The sequence below is a fragment of the Pedobacter hiemivivus genome, assembly GCF_005144565.1.
In the GTDB taxonomy this organism is placed as follows: domain Bacteria; phylum Bacteroidota; class Bacteroidia; order Sphingobacteriales; family Sphingobacteriaceae; genus Pedobacter; species Pedobacter hiemivivus.
The window spans coordinates 147,053-163,076 of the sequence record NZ_SWDX01000009.1 but is presented as its reverse complement, the minus strand read 5'-3'; the positions used below and the strand labels follow the sequence as shown (position 1 = coordinate 163,076).

General features: G+C 39.1%; 13 protein-coding genes. 3 read left to right on the top strand and 10 right to left on the bottom strand.

Annotation, left to right across the window (positions count from 1 at the left end):
• Positions 1–137 precede the first annotated feature (137 nt).
• The 4 genes from FBD94_RS20635 to FBD94_RS20620 all read right to left on the bottom strand — a co-directional run bounded on the left by FBD94_RS20635 (position 138) and on the right by FBD94_RS20620 (position 3,971).
• Positions 138–674: a hypothetical protein gene (locus FBD94_RS20635; RefSeq protein ID WP_136881604.1), complete on the bottom strand. Its 537-nt coding sequence runs from the start codon at positions 672–674 to the stop codon at positions 138–140.
• A 108-nt stretch (positions 675–782) separates the two neighbouring features.
• Positions 783–1,586 carry a hypothetical protein gene (locus tag FBD94_RS20630; RefSeq protein ID WP_136881603.1) on the bottom strand — a complete coding sequence of 268 codons (804 nt, stop codon included), beginning with the start codon at positions 1,584–1,586 and terminating at the stop codon, positions 783–785.
• A 72-nt stretch (positions 1,587–1,658) separates the two neighbouring features.
• On the bottom strand, positions 1,659–2,933 hold the full coding sequence (locus FBD94_RS20625) for a tyrosine-type recombinase/integrase (RefSeq protein ID WP_136881602.1): 1,275 nt from the start codon (positions 2,931–2,933) through the stop codon (positions 1,659–1,661).
• Between the two features lie 549 nt (positions 2,934–3,482).
• Positions 3,483–3,971, bottom strand: a complete 489-nt coding sequence (locus tag FBD94_RS20620; RefSeq protein ID WP_136881601.1) for a GNAT family N-acetyltransferase — start codon at positions 3,969–3,971, stop codon at positions 3,483–3,485.
• Between the two features lie 318 nt (positions 3,972–4,289).
• On the opposite strand from FBD94_RS20620, the gene FBD94_RS20615 reads away from it, so the two are divergent.
• Entirely contained in the window at positions 4,290–4,637 is a 348-nt protein-coding gene (locus FBD94_RS20615; RefSeq protein ID WP_136881600.1) for a TfoX/Sxy family protein, read from the top strand.
• A gap of 239 nt (positions 4,638–4,876) precedes the next feature.
• Here FBD94_RS20615 and FBD94_RS20610 read toward each other — a convergent pair whose 3' ends face one another.
• Both FBD94_RS20610 and FBD94_RS20605 read right to left on the bottom strand, forming a co-directional pair.
• Positions 4,877–5,515 carry a DsbA family oxidoreductase gene (locus FBD94_RS20610; protein ID WP_136881599.1) on the bottom strand — a complete coding sequence of 213 codons (639 nt, stop codon included), beginning with the start codon at positions 5,513–5,515 and terminating at the stop codon, positions 4,877–4,879.
• On the bottom strand, positions 5,515–6,552 hold the full coding sequence (locus tag FBD94_RS20605) for an aldose epimerase family protein (protein ID WP_136881598.1): 1,038 nt from the start codon (positions 6,550–6,552) through the stop codon (positions 5,515–5,517). Before FBD94_RS20605 ends, FBD94_RS20610 begins: the two co-directional genes overlap by 1 nt.
• An 86-nt stretch (positions 6,553–6,638) precedes the next feature.
• Between FBD94_RS20605 and FBD94_RS20600 the strand changes: the two genes are divergently transcribed.
• Together FBD94_RS20600 and FBD94_RS20595 are read left to right on the top strand one after the other, a co-directional pair.
• Positions 6,639–7,790, top strand: coding sequence for a galactokinase (locus tag FBD94_RS20600; protein WP_131608309.1), 1,152 nt, complete (start codon positions 6,639–6,641; stop codon positions 7,788–7,790).
• A gap of 15 nt (positions 7,791–7,805) precedes the next feature.
• The gene (locus tag FBD94_RS20595; RefSeq protein WP_131608310.1) at positions 7,806–8,336 is read left to right on the top strand and encodes an RNA methyltransferase; all 531 of its coding nucleotides are present in this window, start codon (positions 7,806–7,808) and stop codon (positions 8,334–8,336) included.
• Between the two features lie 54 nt (positions 8,337–8,390).
• On the opposite strand, the gene FBD94_RS20590 is transcribed toward FBD94_RS20595, so the two are convergent.
• The 4 genes from FBD94_RS20590 to gltB all read right to left on the bottom strand — a co-directional run bounded on the left by FBD94_RS20590 (position 8,391) and on the right by gltB (position 15,986).
• On the bottom strand, positions 8,391–8,993 hold the full coding sequence (locus tag FBD94_RS20590; protein WP_235884580.1) for a hypothetical protein: 603 nt from the start codon (positions 8,991–8,993) through the stop codon (positions 8,391–8,393).
• The gene (locus tag FBD94_RS20585) at positions 8,980–9,774 is read right to left on the bottom strand and encodes a metallophosphoesterase family protein (protein WP_136881597.1); all 795 of its coding nucleotides are present in this window, start codon (positions 9,772–9,774) and stop codon (positions 8,980–8,982) included. The genes FBD94_RS20590 and FBD94_RS20585 overlap by 14 nt, the downstream gene beginning before the upstream one ends.
• Positions 9,775–9,944: 170 nt before the next feature.
• The gene (locus tag FBD94_RS20580; RefSeq protein ID WP_136881596.1) at positions 9,945–11,411 is read right to left on the bottom strand and encodes a glutamate synthase subunit beta; all 1,467 of its coding nucleotides are present in this window, start codon (positions 11,409–11,411) and stop codon (positions 9,945–9,947) included.
• A 66-nt stretch (positions 11,412–11,477) separates the two neighbouring features.
• Complete coding sequence (gene gltB, locus FBD94_RS20575) at positions 11,478–15,986, bottom strand: glutamate synthase large subunit (protein ID WP_136881595.1); 4,509 nt, start codon at positions 15,984–15,986, stop codon at positions 11,478–11,480.
• Positions 15,987–16,024: the final 38 nt, after the last annotated feature.

The following is a 16,024-nucleotide window of genomic DNA, read 5'->3' as shown; positions in this document are numbered from 1 at the left end:
ATGCGTGGAAGGCAATGGTTCCTAATGCATTTACAAAAGCTTTATAACCTTATAGATCAATATATTACAATCAATTAAAGAACATAAAAAAAGGAACACTGTGAGGTGTTCCTTGTCAACAAAGTAATTAGTGCAAATTAGTATTCTACATCATTGTCTGCTCCATAGTCGATCAGATCGTCACCTAAGTCAACATCATCAATTGATTCTAGCATACTGTCAATAACAGTATTGCTACCCGATTGAAGTAGGTTATTCAAGTCGTCAATAGTAGCACTCTTAACTGGCAATATCTCCCAGTCTACAATGAACTTGCCTGTGCCTTCAAGGTCTCTTTGGGCGCTCTTGACATGGATGGTTCTATTCGTTAAGTCTTCTTCAAGTAACCTTGAAGAGCCTGGATACTGGTTCCGCTCAAAGGATTCAAGTTGTATTTCTAGAATGAAGTCCCCCTCAAAATCATCTTCCAGTCGTTGCTTCCATAGCACCTGTGCCATTTTCACCGTATGTGGTTTTAGAAAGCCGTAGTATACAGTTTGGATAAGGTAAACCCCCACCCTTGGAGCAAATTCGTTAATCCGGGTAGGTTGCAATGACTTATACGTTTCGCTTAGTTTGATAATGCTTGGTAGCCGTTGGCGCCTTAACAAGGCTAATGTATCTCTATTTAACATGTATTAAAATGTGACTTTGTTTATATCACATTACAAAAGTCAGCAGACTGCCAAACGCCAACGGCAATGATACCTACTACAGATTGAATACTTTTATAGCCTTGTCCATCAATGCTTTATCTTGATGTGATTTCTGAACATTGCATGCATGTAGTCCTTAGGTTCGGACTCTACTTTATCCCTGTTTACATATCCGATCAGTTCCAGTATATCAAAGAAGAGGTTTGCCTGTGCATCTGTAAGTAGTACATCGGGTGTTGCAGTCAGGCTTGTTTGGTTTATAAGGTAGACTTGTATATAGCTACATAACTCTACCTGCAATTTTTTTAATCGTACAGTAGGCTTGCGTGGGCTTAGGTTGGCCGTAGCCTTAAGTCGTTCTATCGCTATTGGTGAGTCATTTTCAAGGTCTTCACCGAACAAATCAAATAGTATCTTGTCGCCAAAGGTACCGAGTGGGAAATCCCTTGCCTCCATAGCTTTGTATATCTGTTCACACATCCATTTTGCTATCACAGTGTCTTTAACCGCCACGCTTCCTGTAACAGGCTTGGCTACCAGATGAAAGTGCTGATTAGGTTTTGATTCTTTATAGGCTAACAGGAACTTCGCTACTTCTTTAGAGGTGTTGTCATCCTCATAGTTCTGCCAGTAGGCATCATAACGTACCCTTATCTGTTCGTTCTTCTGTAAGATAAGGTATAGCAATTCTTCGTAGTGGTCTGCTACCCCATAAGTGTTTACAGCTTGTTTCAGACCTTCAGCAACACGTAAATAATCAGCCTCCTTCATGTAATCTAGGTAAACGGGAACCCCTCCTGCCTGTTGTATAAGCGTTAAATCGGCATCGGTGATGTTAGGTATATACTCCTTAATTTTATTGAAGTCAGGGTTGAGTGTGGTTTGGTACATGGCTATCTGTTTAAGCGGAGCAGTTACCACTCCGCTGTAAAGATATTAACTAGCATTATATTTTCAAGTCTACTACTCCATATCGTCCAACCTTAACTCATATGGAGCCACAACCTTGTTGGTTTGCAGATATATTTCTGTAGTAGTTATACTGCTATGGTTAGCCCTCTCCCGTATGCTTTGATGGTCTATACCTGCATCAAACTGATTCGTGATTGATGTATGTTTCTGTTCATACAACGTCCTTCCTGCAAATTGTGGATAGGCTTTTCTAAACCTCCGCATCCATGTACCTAGATCTTCATAACTAAGGGGCTTTCCAGGCTTTAATCTGTTGTAACCACCGAATAAGTACATCTCATCTGTGATAACAACGCCCTTCCTCACAGTTTTACTATGTATAATCTCAATCAACTCCGTAGCCTTAGCAGAAATGATTACAGTTCTTACCGTGTCGTTCTTCTTATTGACAACACTTAGCCTATTCCGTTTAAGATCAATATGTCCTACCTTAATCAAGACCTGTTCGGATAGTCGGATATTGTTCTCGTAAAGCAGCAGTGCTGCTAGGTATAATGATGTATATTGTAACTTTTCTTTGTGTTCCAGTACGCTATAGAACTCATTAAGCAACTGATCAGACAGCACCTTAAACCGCTTAGCCTGCTTGGCTTCGTTCAGCTTCTTTAACTTCTTAATATGATTTCGGACTGGTAACTCATTATAGTCAATCAGCCATCCATAGAACTGAGTTATGTATTGATAGTGTTGGTTGACAGATGCGTTACACAATGGTTTTGTATTAATGCCGCCCTCGTTATTAAGCAAGGCTATCCTGTATCTGAGCCAAAACTCCGCTGACAGGTCAGCTAAAGTATATTTTCGCTGTGGTTCTAGATCGAAGTAACGAAGTAATTTATTATGGTACTGTCCGTAATTGCTTAATGCACGTTTCTCTATAGTCCCTTCCATCTTCTGTAGCGTTTTATAGGCATAAAATGCTTCAATGGTAGCCCTAACGGTACTCTTCATGGTAACAGCACCTACGCTTGGTGTTGCATGTAATTCATGAACGATAATATCAATATCCTGCTTGTACAGTTCCGCTAACTGTGATTCGATATACGCCTTCTTATCCTGATAGTACTCCGGTAGTGTATTAAAGAATTCAATAGCCGTACGTTTAATACTTCCATTTCCATAGTACTTCTTACGTCCCTCGTTGTTGTACTCAAGAAAGTACTTTTGTTCTTTGGCAGATACTCCGGGTACTGACAGGAAGATTTCTACTCCTTGGTGATTAGCTAGTAAATAGCTGATTGCTTTTGTTGATCTGTTGATTTTCATGAAACTTCAGTTCCATGCTCAACCTAAGGTTGTCCCTACACTTGTCCCTATCAGCTAAAAAAGAAGCCATTACTTGCGTTAGCAAGTAATGGGCGCAGCTCCCGTTCATACAGGTTTATATTTGGTTAGAATAGAGGAACGTCTGGATGGAGTGCCTCTTTCTTTTTTTATAGACCTTTTGTAATGTTATTTTGAGCGGTTAAGTGATATAGCCATTCTCCTATTTTATCCCCATAATTCATATTAATCCCTAATCAGCAAAAGCTTCTAATTTTATATCCACGTTGTTATTCAGTTCGATTGTGTAACTTTAAGTATGGACAAGTTGCCTAAAGCCACAAGTAAAAGAAAGCAAGACTTAAGACACTGGAAGAATGTTTTAACTGAAAAAGAAATTTTGTGGGAATCGCTGTCAAAACGGAGCAACTATTATATATCCCTTATCCTAGTTTTAGGTTCGTTGATAATCTGGTACAACTTATTGTTGTAAAAACTATGGTTGGGGTTAACCCTTCGAAGGTGGGACAATTTCTTTTTAGGTCCTGGATATTATTGCGGACAAGTATAGATCATCTTATGAATGTTGTAACTCATGCCATTGTGAACCATTACTTTACATATCTCCGGTAAAAACTTGAAACCAACCGACTCATAACACCTTATTGCTGCGTAGTTCTTATCCCATGTAAAAAGTTCAACAGTATCTGTATTGTAAAGTCGTTTAGATTCTTCCACAAGCAATCCGATGAAATATCGGCCTAATCCTTGGCCTCGAGCAATTGAATTCCCCACTAGAATCCTAGCTAGTCTTGGATAACCGCTTTCTTGAGGAATAATCTCACCAAAGGCAAATGGTAAATCATCATGAGTATAGCCTATATAAAAGCAGCGATCTGGATGGCTAATCTGGTAATCAATAATTTGTTGCGCTGTAAGTGGGTAAGAAAAATCTGTTCCTGAGAACTGAAGTAAGAGATCTGCATCAGTTACCCAAGATTCAACTAGTTTGAAGTTCGAACTATTATATGGTTTGACCATGTTATTAATGTTGTATAAAACAGAGTAGAAGTCTATTGTGGGCTGGGAGTTTCCTCTTTAACTACAGGTAAGTCTTGTTCTTCCCATGCCAGCATCCCTCCTTTTAGTTCATAGATCTCCGTAAACCCTAATTCTTCTAGTCTAATAATTTAATACTGATATAAGCAATGAATATAAAAAGATACTTCATGTCACAAATGAAGATATTTATTCGTGAATAGCTCTAGTATTAATTCAATCTTGACAGAATGATTATCTAATCGACTTCCCATATATTCAGTAAATTTGCATTAGAACATTATTTAAAATTAAACAACTATGGCTTATGATGAACACCTAGCCGATCGGGTACGCGAATTACTCTTTGATCGTGAAGATGTAACTGAAAAGGAAATGTTTAGTGGAATATGTTTTATGGTGAATGATAAGATGTGTATCTGCGTCTCAGGTACAGAACTGCTGTGTCGTATCGGTGTAGAAAAAGTAGAAACTGAACTGGAAAAAGGCAACTGCCGCAACATGATGAACAACGGCCGTATCATGAAAGACTACGTATATGTTGAAGATACCGCGTTTGACAATCAGAAGAAACTTAAATATTGGGTGGAGCTCTGTCTGGAATTTAATCCAATGGCTAAATCATCAAAGAAAAAAATGAAAAATTAACTAAAAATTAATAAAACCTAGAGGCAAGAGCGTAATAAACTCGGTAAGTCCTCTGTTTAAAGAAATATATAACAAGGAGATAACAGGGATCAAACAGGGACTTAACAGGGGGATAACAGGGACAAATTCCTCTTAAGCCCCTACTACATCCTTGTTACATTGTAGTTAAATCCATGTTCTTATAAAGAGACCTATTGTTTCCTTATCAATTCATGCTAATACGATTGTTTTATCTGGTATTATTTAGCTTCTTCTCCAGCTTTAATCATTGCGCCTAAAAATGTTTCAGGTGGTTGTGCACCAGAAACTGCTAGCTTTTGATCAAAAATAAAGAAAGGAACACCTGTGATTCCTAGATCTTGAGCGGTTTTCTCGTCATACCTCACTTCATCAGTAAAATCATCGCTTTTCAGCATAACTTCCACTTCCAACGCATTTAGTCCACTATCCTTACCAATTTGAAGTAAAACCTCATGGTCGGCAATATTTTTACCATCTGTGAAATGAGCCTTAAACAAGTTTTCCTCTACTAAATCCCCCGCGCCATTCTGCTTAGCCATCTGAATAAGACGATGGGCGTCAAAAGAGTTGGCAATTACCGACTGCTCAAAGTTAAAAGTTAAACCTACCTCAGCTGCGGTTTGAGCTACATGTTTATGCGTTTCTACAGACCATTCCCTACTCTTGCCATAGCGTTCGGCTAAGTAATCATAAGCGTTTTTATCCAATATAGTGGTAGCATTCGGATCTAGCTCAAAACTATGCCACTCCACCTCTACTTCGTCTTTGTTCTCAAATTGGGCCAATGCCATTTCAAACTTTCTTTTGCCTATATAACAAAACGGACACCTTACATCCGACCAAATATCAACCTTCATTAATTATGTTCTATTTTGTAAATTGTAGTTTGTTTATAGTTTTCCCCTGGCCTTAAAACGGTATTTGGAAAAGTTGGAATATTAATCGCATTTGGGTGATGTTGTGTTTCTACACAAAACGCCTCATAAGGATGATAATCCTTGCCTTCTTTGCCGCCTTTAACCTCCAGATATTTAGCTGTATAAAAATGAGCTACAGGCTCTGTAGTATAAACTGAGAGTTTTAGTCCACCAGTTTCTTCCGAAGTTTCCGAAGCTAATGTAAGCTCGCCATAAGGCTTATCTAAAACGTAAGTCTGATCATATCCTTCTGTAGGATCCCAATCCCTCCCTATCGCTTTATCACCAAGAAAATCATGTATTGTTCCTTCCACAGGGATTAGTTTCCCTGTAACCACATAATTATCATCTTGCTCCAGATAATTGCTTGCAGGCATTCTATGTATGTGATTTGCTATAGATCCGCCCTGTGGTGCTAGATTAAAATAGCCATGATGGGTAAGGTTTACAGCTGTAGGCGCATCGGTAGTCGCTTTAAAATCTAAAATCAACTCATTTTCATCGGTCAATTTAAAAGTGAGCTGTACAGTTAAGTTCCCAGGAAAATTCTCCTCTCCGTCAGGACTTACATATTGAAGCGTAACACTCGGATCAATTGTAGATAATACTTCCCACATCCTACGGTCAAAACCGACATCACCTCCATGTAAACAATCGCCACCTTGAGCCTGCGAAAGCTGATATGTTGCGCCATCGATGCTAAACCTTCCGTTCTTAATCCGATTGGCATAACGTCCTATTACAGCACCAAAAAAAGGGTAGCTATTTAAATATTCATCGCTTGTATACTGATCTACATCATCAAAACCTAAAACAATATCTTGCTTGTCCCCATTCTTATTGGCAACTACGAATTTGCCAATAATCGCCCCATAATTATATATTTTAACATAGGTGCCATGAATATTTGTCAGTTCTATTGCTAAGACCTCTTTTTCATCAATAAATTTTCCAGTCTTGATCAGCTTTGTTTCCATAAATTGTATATTAGGAGCGTTTGTTATGAACTAACAATACTATCAATACTTTAACTTAAAACCAAAACCAAACATAAAATATTACAATGAAAACGGAATTAATTAGTAAGTTCTTAGAAAAATACGGGCATGAGCCAACTGCAAATTATTTTACCCCTGGTCGTGTAAACCTAATTGGAGAACATATTGATTATAATGGCGGGCTTGTGATGCCTTGTGCAGTAACCCTCGGAACCTGGCTAAGCATGGCTCCTAACGAGGATAATGTAATCAGATTTAAAAGTTTAAACTTTCCAGAAGAGCATGAATTTCCAGTGCAATCCAGCTATACCAAAACTGGCGCAGAATGGTATAATTACCCACTAGGTGTTTTTAATGAAATCATAAAAAAGTATCCATTAACTACAGGTCTGGACTTGTTGTTTTTTGGTAACATCCCTATCGGATCAGGATTATCTTCTTCTGCATCTATTGAAGTAGCAATGGCCTATGCCTTAAATTCTTATTTCAATCTAGGCTACGAAAAAATAGAAATCCCTTTACTTGCACAAAAAGTTGAGAATGAATTTATAGGTGTAAACTGTGGTATCATGGATCAGTTTGCCGTTGCCTTTGGCGAAACTGATAAAGCTATTGTATTGAATTGCGATACGCTTCATTATAAAATTGTTGACTGTAACCTTGGAAACTATAGATTAGCCATTATAAATACCAACAAACCACGTAAACTGGCTGAATCTAAATACAACCAACGTGTTGCGGAATGTCAAACGGCTTTAAAGCAGTTAAACAAAGAGATTTCCTTGAATAACCTTTGTGAACTAAATGCTGATAAATTTGATGAATACAATCACCTGATCACAGACCCAATTGTTTTAAACCGCGCAACGCACGTAGTTAATGAAAATGATCGCGTTAACCAGGCCGCAAAAGCGCTAAACAGTGGTAACTTAACAGAATTTGGTCGTTTAATGTATGCTTCTCACCAATCTTTGAAGGATTTGTATGAAGTTACTGGTGCCGAATTGGATGCTGTAGTTGAATTTTGTTCAGATTACGAACATGTAATTGGTGCACGTATGACGGGTGCTGGATTTGGTGGTTGCGCCATCGCTCTGCTTAAAAAAGGTCAGGAAGATGATTTTACTAAAAAACTAACTGATTTTTATACAGATAGAATTGGTTACGCTCCAACAATCTATATCAGTGAAATTGGTACTGGTGCTTCGGTAATTTAATTTTATTTTTGCGCCATGCAGAAATTAAAATTAGACGACTTGAATCGTGTGAGTATTGAAGAGTTTAAAGAACAGGAAAAGCTTCCGGTAGTTGTAGTGCTTGATAATGTACGCAGTATGCATAATATCGGTTCTGTTTTTAGAACGGGTGATGGTTTTGCTGTAGAAGGAGTTTATTTGTGCGGCATTACTGCACAGCCTCCACACAGAGAAATAGAAAAAACAGCATTAGGCGCAACCCAGTCTGTAAACTGGAAACATTTCGAAACTACACTGGATGCTGTATCCGCTTTAAGAGCTGAAGGTTATAAAATCATAGCTATAGAACAAGCAGCTGGAAGTACCATGTTAAACACTTTCAAGCCCTCTACTGATGAAAAGTATGCTTTAATCTTCGGTAATGAAGTAAATGGCGTAAGTGATGAAGTGATGGCGCAAATTGATCAATGTATTGAAATTCCTCAATTTGGCACAAAGCACTCCTTTAATATCGTGATCTCAGCCGGAATCGTACTTTGGGATTTCTTTGCTAAATTAAGGTTGTAAAATATCAAAGATAAAATGCCCCGATAAACTATCGGGGCATTTCTGTTTATGTCGTTAAAATTTAACTCTTAGCCCTATTCCAAGCTGAAAAATATCATGTATCCTAAGTGCGGATGTATTTTGCAGGTAATTAATGAGATAAAAATCATTTGTATTGGTCTCTATATAAACACCCATTGCACGTATGCCGCTATTTCTTAAGGCTTTCGGTGGTTTTATCTCAAGTTCAGTATTAAAAGAGAGATGTGGCCGTATTGCCTCGGACCAATAATAATAATCTCCCGGATATTGTCCTTTAGGAAAAAGGAAGCCCAGATCCTTGTGAAAAGTATAACTGGCAAAAAATCCAGGATTAAAGGGATACAATTTCCCCCAATCCTTTAAACGAATTTCCCATGGTTTATACGCCAATTTTATGGTGGTGATATGTAGTTCGCCACCCTTGCTTTTGGGTACATATCCATAATGAAAAGACAAATTACCACGTTTATTGCCGAATATCTCATACCCAGCGCCAGCACTTAAATAGCCGATGCTACCGGCATATTGTATAATTGCCTCGTCAGGAATTAGGAATTTAAGCTGCTGCGCATTAACGTTTAAGCCGCTGCCTATCAGCAACAATATAAAAACTACTCTAAATTTAAAATGGTACACGCTCAAAACTTAATTTATTATTTACAATTTGTATAACTAAGAATTCTCTCTTATCCATAGAACTGGTCACGATATACGGAATGCCTGAGTTATCGGGATAAAACACTTCAAAATTGTGCGTGTGGGCATTCAGAGAGGCAAGAAAGCCCGGTGTTTGCGCAAAAGAATTGATATAATCATCTTTCAGCTTACTGTCAAAGTCTATAGAGTTGACTGGTATATGCGAAACTGCTATATAACCTGTAACATCTGGACTTGGCTGCAGCTGGGCTTTCATCCATGGCATATTTGGGACTTGTCCGTTGAAATTATATTCTCGGCTATTTGAATCATGACAAATGAATTTAATACCGCCATAAACAAAGGAATAGTTTAATTCACCAAACATATTCCTGAAAGACTCTTTGCCTCTACCCGTTTCATCATGATTTCCAATCACGGCTATGTAAGGCATGGTCAAATCTTCAAGTGTTCGCGAAATCCACACCATCTCTTTAAGAACACCAAATTCAGTGATATCGCCATTAAGTACTACGAAGTCAATTCCATCTATAGCATTTGCGGCTTTGCAAAGTTTAACTGTTTCATCGCGCGACCTCTGACTGTCCCCTGTTAAAATAAATTTTACTGTATCATCATTTACACCTGTCCCTAATCGCTTTAAATTATTGGCATTTATAACCTTTAATGATACACCATCAAAGGTTTGGTTGGGACTAAATTCAAAATGATTGCAGCTGACTAATATTATACTAATAAAAAAAAGGAAAAATGTTCTCATATACCTGCAAAGCACGCAGTTTAGAAAAAACTATTTGTCAGGCTTAGTTCATACTTATACATTTTGACTTTTCGTAAATAATAGTCAGGATTGTGTTAGCGTAATATTACAAAAAAAGCGCCTGTATCACGATAATGATACAGGCGCTTTGGTTAAAATATGACGATCTATTACGCGTATGGAATGCCGTCTTTTGATGGCAAACTGCTATGTCCCATTAAATACTGATCTACCTTACGTGCAGCTTCCCTGCCTTCAGATATAGCCCATACTACTAATGATTGTCCGCGACGCATGTCACCGGCAGCAAATATTTTAGCAATATTGGTTTGGTATTTACCTTCTTCCGCTTTCACATTACCTCTGTTGTCTATTTCTACACCTAATTTTTCAATTAAGCCTTCTTTTTGTGGATGTAAGAAACCCATGGCCAATAATACCAACTGGCAAGGTAAATCACGCTCAGTACCTGGTTTTTCTTTGAAGTTCAAAGGACGACCAGTAGCATCGATATCCCATTCCACATCAACAACTTTTACCGCTTTAAGGTTTCCGTTCTCGTCTTTGATAAACTCCTTAGTATTTACACCCCAGCCTCTTTCGCAACCTTCTTCATGTGAAGACGTTACTTTAAGCAGCATCGGATAAGTTGGCCAAGGCATATTATCGGTACGACTTTGTGATGGCATCGGCATAATCTCAAACTGAGTTACCGATTTAGCACCCTGACGGTTTGATGTACCAATACAATCAGATCCGGTATCACCACCACCAATTACAATCACATCTTTATCCGTTGCCAAAATATCTTCGCCTTCAACCTTAACGTTTTTAACTCTTTTGTTCTGCTGCTTCAAAAAGTCCATTGCAAAATGTACTCCTTTAGCTTCTCTACCTTTAGCAGGAAGATCACGTGGAATCGTAGAACCACCTGCAAGAATGATCGACTGAAAATCTCTAAGCAAGGTATTCAATTCTACATTTACACCTACATTGGAGTTACATTTAAACACTACACCTTCTTTTTCCATCAGTGCAATACGTCTGGTTACTACATCTTTTTGTAGTTTAAAATCAGGAATACCATAGTTTAACAAGCCACCTGGTGTATCGTCACGTTCGTAAACAACTACCTCATGTCCTGCTTTGTTCAATTGTGCAGCTGCTGCTAGTCCAGCCGGACCAGAGCCAATCACCGCTACCTTTTTACCTGTACGGATTAAAGGTTGTTCGGCTTTGATATATCCTTTACTGAAAGCAATCTCAATAATGTGTTTTTCTATTTCTTCAATAGATACAGGTGATTTGTTGATACCTAACACACATGCAGACTCGCATGGTGCCGGACAAATACGGCCTGTAAACTCAGGAAAGTTATTGGTGCTCAACAAAATAGTTGATGCCAGCTGCCAATCTCCTTTATATACAGCTTCGTTAAATTCTGGTATCACATTACCAAGCGGGCATCCCGACTGGCAAAATGGTACTCCGCAATCCATACATCTTGCTGCTTGTGTATTTACCTGTTCAGCTTCAAAAGCTTCTACAAACTCATTATAATGTTTTAAACGAGCTTTAGCATCTTCTTTTACAGGAGCAGTTCTTTCATACTCTAAAAATCCGGTTACTTTTCCCATTATTATATATTTGAATTATTAGTGATGGTCATTATTATCTTCTTTGTTTGGTGATCTGATTTTGGCTTATACTTTAACTGTTTGCGCTCTTTTTTGCAACACCGCTTTGTATTCTTTAGGGAATACTTTGATAAAGTGTGCAGATTGAGTTGCCCAATCATTTAAGATAAACTTAGCTAAATCACTATTTGTAAGCTGGATATGTCTTTTCAGTAATACATTAATTCTCAGTTCGTCTTGTTCGTCAAGCGGATCAAGATCTACCATTTCCTTATTGCATTTGCTGGCAAAATCACCTGCGGTATTGTAAACCCAGGCTACACCACCGCTCATACCAGCTGCAAAGTTGCTTCCAGTACCGCCAATCACAAGCACTTCACCACCGGTCATGTACTCGCAACCATGGTCGCCCAATCCTTCAACTACCGCAGTAGCACCAGAGTTTCTTACCGCAAAACGCTCACCAGCCTGTCCACGTACAAAAAGCTCACCAGATGTTGCACCATACAGTGCTACGTTACCGATAATAATGTTTTGCTCAGGTACATACTTAGTTTCACTGAAAGGATAGATCGATAATCTAGCTCCAGAAAGTCCTTTCCCAACGTAGTCATTCGCTTCACCTTCCAGTTGTAACGAAATACCTTTAGCTGCAAAAGCACCGAAACTTTGTCCCGCAGAACCTTTAAACTTGAAGTTAATGGTATCATTAGGTAGACCCTGACTCTTATACACCTTAGAAACCTCATTAGAAAGCATGGTACCAATCGCACGGTTCGTGTTTTTCAGCTCAAACTCTTTATATATAGGCTCTTTACTCGCCAATGCTGGTTGTGCAGCTTTAATCAGTTCATGATCCAATACATCAGTCAATCCATGATCCTGTACTTCAGTTTGATATAAGCTCAATCCATTGTCTGGCGCTTTATATAAGATAGCCGACAAATCAAGATCTTTCAATTTCCAGTCAGCTTCTTCAATAGGACGAACACTAAGTGCATCCGCTTGTCCAACCATTTCCTGGATTGTTCTGAAACCAAGCTCAGCCATAGTCTCTCTTAACTCTTCTGCTAAGAAATAGAACAAGTTTACCACATGATCAGCTTCGCCTGTAAATAACTTCCTTAAGTTAGGATCTTGTGTGGCTACACCAACTGGACAAGTATTTAAGTGACACTTACGCATCATGATACAGCCTGCAGTTACCAGCGCAGCAGTAGCTACACCCCATTCTTCAGCACCCAATAAAGTAGCTATCGCGATATCTCTACCAGTTTTAAGCTGACCATCTGTCTGCAATACAACTCTACTACGTAGGCGGTTTTTAACTAAAGTCTGATGCGCTTCAGCTAAACCAAGTTCCCAAGGTAAGCCAGCATGTTGTATAGAGGTTAATGGAGAAGCTCCTGTACCACCATCAAATCCTGATACCAAAATCACATCAGCATGTGCTTTCGCTACACCAGCAGCAATTGTACCTACACCAGCTTTGGAAACCAATTTAACGTTGATTCTAGCTTCGCGGTTAGCATTTTTCAAATCAAAGATCAGCTGTGCCAAATCCTCAATAGAATAGATATCATGGTGCGGTGGCGGAGAAATTAAACCTACACCAGGTGTAGCATGACGAACCTTTCCGATCCAATCATCCACTTTCTCACCAGGTAACTGTCCACCTTCACCAGGCTTAGCACCCTGCGCCATTTTAATCTGTAACTCGTCAGCGTTACTCAGGTAATAACTAGTTACCCCAAAGCGAGCCGAAGCAATCTGCTTAATCGCAGAGCGCATAGAATCGCCATTTGGCAATAGGTCATACCTCAACTCATCTTCACCACCCTCACCGGTATTGCTTTTTCCACCGATACGGTTCATGGCAATCGCTAAAGTTGAGTGTGCTTCGTGAGAAATAGAGCCGAAAGACATAGCTCCCGTAGCAAAACGTTTTAATATACCTTCAATCGGTTCAACTTCTTCCAATGGAACAGCCGGACGATTGTAATTAAATTCAAATAAGCCTCTGATGGTAAACGCCTGATTGGTTTGCTCATTTACCAGTTTAGAGTATTGTTTGTAAACACCATAATCCTTTTTACGGGTCGCATTTTGCAACAAGTGGATAGTTTGTGGGTTAAACAAATGCTGCTCACCTTTACGTTTCCATTTGTAGTTACCACCTGTAGGTAATATTGGGTCTGGGCGATTAGCCAACTTAAATACCCTATTGTGTTTAATTAAAGTTTCTTTAGCGATCTCATCCAATCCTAGTCCACCAATTCTTGATACAGCACCGGTAAAGTAATTGTCTACCACGCTTTTATTTAAGCCAAGAATTTCAAATATCTGCGCACCATGGTAAGATTGTAAAGTAGAGATTCCCATTTTTGAGAAGATCTTTAACAAACCATTATTAGTAGCGTAGATATAGTTCTGAATTAGTTTTTCAGGTTTAACACCTAGCTCGTTTTGGAAACCTGTAATGGTTTCTAAAGCCAGGTAAGGATTTACTGCCGTCGCTCCAAAACCGATTAAAGTTGCAAAGTGATGCACTTCCCAAACGTCGCCAGCTTCAACTACAATACCTACAGCACCTCTGTATCCTTTACGGATCAAGTGATGGTGTACTGTAGAAACAGCCAATAAAGAAGGAATAGCAGCGTGTTCTGAATCCAATGCACGATCTGACAATACAATCACCTGGAAACCATCTTCAACCGCATCAACTGCATAGCGACAAAGTCTATCTAAGCCTTTTGCCAAAGCACCTGGCTTACCATCAGCTCTGAAGTAAGTCTGCAAGGTTTTAGATTGGAATACACCAGTATCAATACTTCTTAGTTTCTCCAGCTCGTGGTTGGTTAAGATTGGGTGTTTAATACCCACACAGTGACACTGTAGGGCGTTTTCTTCCAATATATTACCATTGTTACCCATAAAGCCTGCAAGGCTCATCACCACTTTTTCCCTGATCGGGTCGATTGGTGGATTGGTAACCTGTGCAAATAATTGCTTAAAGTATGAAGATAAATGCTGTGGTTTCTGAGAAAGAACTGCCAATGGAATATCAGTACCCATTGAACCGATTGCCTCTTTAGCATCTCTGGCCATTGGTTTTAAGATCAGATCTACATCTTCTCTGCTATAACCAAATACCTGCTGATACCTAAAAATTGACTCCTGAGATAAACCACTAAATACCAATCTAGGCTCAGGAAGTTCTTCCAGTCTGATTTGATATTGATTGATCCAGTCGCCATAAGGCCTTCTACTACAAACTTGTTGTTTAATTTCTGCATCACTGATGATACGACCTTGCTCCATGTCAACCACAAACATTTTACCAGGGGTTAACCTACCCTTTTCAATGATTCTGCTTTGATCAAGTGCTAAAGCGCCTGCCTCAGAAGCCATAATTACATGGTCATCTTCAGTAATGGCATATCTTTGCGGACGTAAACCGTTTCTATCCAGGGTAGCACCAATTAGGTTACCATCTGTAAAGGAAACTGCTGCCGGTCCATCCCATGGCTCCATTAAAGTAGCATGGAATTTATAGAAAGCTTGTTTCAGTTCGTCCATATCGTCGTTACCGTCCCATGCTTCTGGGATCAGCATCATCAATACATGCGGTAATGAACGGCCTGAGTGCAGTAATAATTCTACTATATTATCTAAACATCCTGAATCTGAGTTCGACTCATCTATAACAGGAAGTAAAATATTTAATTCTTCTGGTGTAAAGTATGGAGAAGCGAAAGACTTAACACTTGCTCTAAACCAGTTTAGGTTACCCTGTAAGGTATTAATCTCACCATTGTGGGCAATGTATCTAAAAGGCTGTGCCAATCTCCATGAAGGGAATGTATTGGTTGCAAAACGGGAATGCACCAATCCAAATGCCGACACTACGCGCTTATCACCTAATTCGGTAAAGTAAGATCTAACTTGTAATGAAGTAAGCTGACCTTTATATACGATGGTTCTGGAAGAAAAAGAAGCGATATAAAATTCGCCATTAATACCTTTTACAGTAGTGTTAATGGTTTTAGACAGGTAGTTTTTGAATACATATAGTTTACGTTCAAAATCTGCACCTGCAGCAATTTCATAAGGACGGGCAATAAACACCTGTTCCATTTCTGGCTCTACAGATAAGGCCATATCGCCAATACCTTCGGTGTTGGTCAGCACCTTTCTAAAGCCTAAGACTTCAAGGTTAAGCTTTTCCGCTGCCCTGTAAATAATCTCTCTGCATTCTTCTCTTGCTTTTACATCTTTCGGTAAAAAAAGCATCCCTACGCCATAATCTCCTGATTCATTTAGACTGAATCCGATTTTAAGACATTCATCGTACAGGAATTCGTGAGGTATCTGTATCATGATACCAGCACCGTCTCCAGTATTGATTTCGGCTCCCACTGCCCCGCGGTGATCAAGATTTTCAAGAATGGTTATCGCGTCCGAAATGATTTGTTGCGACTTTCTGCCCTTAATGTGAGCTACAAATCCGATGCCGCACGCATCATGTTCAAAACGCTGGTCGTATAACCCTTGGTTATCTTGTGTTAATTCCATAAGTTCCGTTTAATAATAGTTTGGTATAGTGTATTTAG

What these genes read in the sequence shown, in the direction of transcription:
- FBD94_RS20605 (WP_136881598.1), bottom strand. Translation starts at nt 6,552, where the DNA reads ATGGAAACAAAGCTGATCAAGACTGGAAAATTTATTGATGAAAAAGAG.
- FBD94_RS20610 (WP_136881599.1), bottom strand. Translation starts at nt 5,515, where the DNA reads ATGAAGGTTGATATTTGGTCGGATGTAAGGTGTCCGTTTTGTTATATA.
- FBD94_RS20635 (WP_136881604.1), bottom strand. Translation starts at nt 674, where the DNA reads ATGTTAAATAGAGATACATTAGCCTTGTTAAGGCGCCAACGGCTACCA.
- FBD94_RS20600 (WP_131608309.1), top strand. Translation starts at nt 6,639, where the DNA reads ATGAAAACGGAATTAATTAGTAAGTTCTTAGAAAAATACGGGCATGAG.
- FBD94_RS20595 (WP_131608310.1), top strand. Translation starts at nt 7,806, where the DNA reads ATGCAGAAATTAAAATTAGACGACTTGAATCGTGTGAGTATTGAAGAG.
- FBD94_RS20625 (WP_136881602.1), bottom strand. Translation starts at nt 2,933, where the DNA reads ATGAAAATCAACAGATCAACAAAAGCAATCAGCTATTTACTAGCTAAT.
- FBD94_RS20585 (WP_136881597.1), bottom strand. Translation starts at nt 9,774, where the DNA reads ATGAGAACATTTTTCCTTTTTTTTATTAGTATAATATTAGTCAGCTGC.
- FBD94_RS20620 (WP_136881601.1), bottom strand. Translation starts at nt 3,971, where the DNA reads ATGGTCAAACCATATAATAGTTCGAACTTCAAACTAGTTGAATCTTGG.
- FBD94_RS20630 (WP_136881603.1), bottom strand. Translation starts at nt 1,586, where the DNA reads ATGTACCAAACCACACTCAACCCTGACTTCAATAAAATTAAGGAGTAT.
- FBD94_RS20615 (WP_136881600.1), top strand. Translation starts at nt 4,290, where the DNA reads ATGGCTTATGATGAACACCTAGCCGATCGGGTACGCGAATTACTCTTT.
- gltB (WP_136881595.1), bottom strand. Translation starts at nt 15,986, where the DNA reads ATGGAATTAACACAAGATAACCAAGGGTTATACGACCAGCGTTTTGAA.
- FBD94_RS20580 (WP_136881596.1), bottom strand. Translation starts at nt 11,411, where the DNA reads ATGGGAAAAGTAACCGGATTTTTAGAGTATGAAAGAACTGCTCCTGTA.